This is a genomic window from Mesorhizobium sp. M7A.F.Ca.CA.002.09.1.1 (assembly GCF_003998555.1).
In the GTDB taxonomy this organism is placed as follows: domain Bacteria; phylum Pseudomonadota; class Alphaproteobacteria; order Rhizobiales; family Rhizobiaceae; genus Mesorhizobium; species Mesorhizobium ciceri.
In genome coordinates this window covers 1-1,147 of record NZ_RZRR01001267.1, presented here as the reverse complement: position 1 = coordinate 1,147, position 1,147 = coordinate 1, and the positions used below count along the sequence as shown (strand labels likewise).

The 1,147-nt window shown below is 61.4% G+C and carries 2 protein-coding genes; both read right to left on the bottom strand.

The window, feature by feature from the left end; all coding sequences use genetic code 11:
* A partial coding sequence (locus EN994_RS32405; RefSeq protein WP_164746466.1) for a DsbA family protein occupies nucleotides 1-488 on the bottom strand: 488 nt, incomplete at its 3' end.
* Between the two features lie 17 nt (nucleotides 489-505).
* On the bottom strand, nucleotides 506-1,147 hold a 642-nt coding region (locus EN994_RS32400), incomplete at its 5' end, for an ABC transporter substrate-binding protein (RefSeq protein WP_245466156.1).

Below are 1,147 nucleotides of genomic sequence, written 5' to 3'. Positions count from 1 at the left end.
GGCAAAAGCGAGGCGACCACGGACGCATCCATGCCAGCCTCGCGCGCGGCTTCGACCAGCACGGCATGGTCGCCGATGTCAGCGCCTTCCTCGAAATTCAGCTGGAACAGCCGCCGTACAAGCCTGTTCTGAATGGCTTCGCCGGCGGCCCCTGCCCAGCGGATCAGCCGGTGCGCATCCAGCGTATTCGGCGCCACTTTGATGGCGTCGAAGGCAAAGGAAATGTCTTCCGCTTCGCCCAGCGGCTCGATGCGGTCGTGAATCTCGCGGATACGCTCGTCGCTGCCGAATTTTGCCAGCATGTATTCGCGCCGGTCCTTGCCTTCAGGCGGAATGGTCGGATCGAGCTGGAACGGCCGCCAGCGGACATGCACGTCGACATCGCCGACGGCGGCGATTGCCCTGTCGAGCCGCTTCTGGCCGATGAAGCACCAGGGGCAGACGACATCGGACACCACATCGACGGTGATGGCGTTCAATTCGCTCATCTCGATCTCCTGATCCCTCAGTTGGGTTTGCGCCACCATGTTGGCAGTTGATATCCGAATATGGGCGTCTTTTGCGGATGTTCCAGGTAGTTCCAGTAGGCGATCCATTGCTGCGTGTTGTACTGCATCGGCACCATGTAGTTGCCGGAGATCAGCAGCCGGTCGAGAACGCGAACGGCGGCAACATAATCCTCCTTGGAACGGGCGCGCAGCATCGCCTCGATTGCCGCGTCCACAGCCGGGTCGGCGACGCCGGCGAGATTGAACGAGCCTTCCGTCCGGGCGGCAGTCGAACTCCAGCGCCCGCTCTGCTCGATGCCGGGTGACAACGAATTGTTGAAGCCGCTCGATCCGACCAAGACCTCGAAATCGAAGCGCTGCTTGCGCGACTGTATCTGATCGCCGTCGAGGCTGCGAATGGTGAGATTGATGCCGATCTTCTCCAGCGTGCGCTGATAGATGCCGGCAAGGCGCTCCTCGTCCTGCGAAGCGGTCAGGATCTCGAAGCCGAAGGGTTTGCCTTCGGGATCAAGCATCGTTCCATTCTGCACGTGGTAGCCGACACTTTTCAAAAGATCGAAAGCTGCCTTCAAGACGCGCCGATCCTGGCCCGATCCGTCGGTCACCGGCGGCCGCCATGTGCCGTCCATGACATCGGC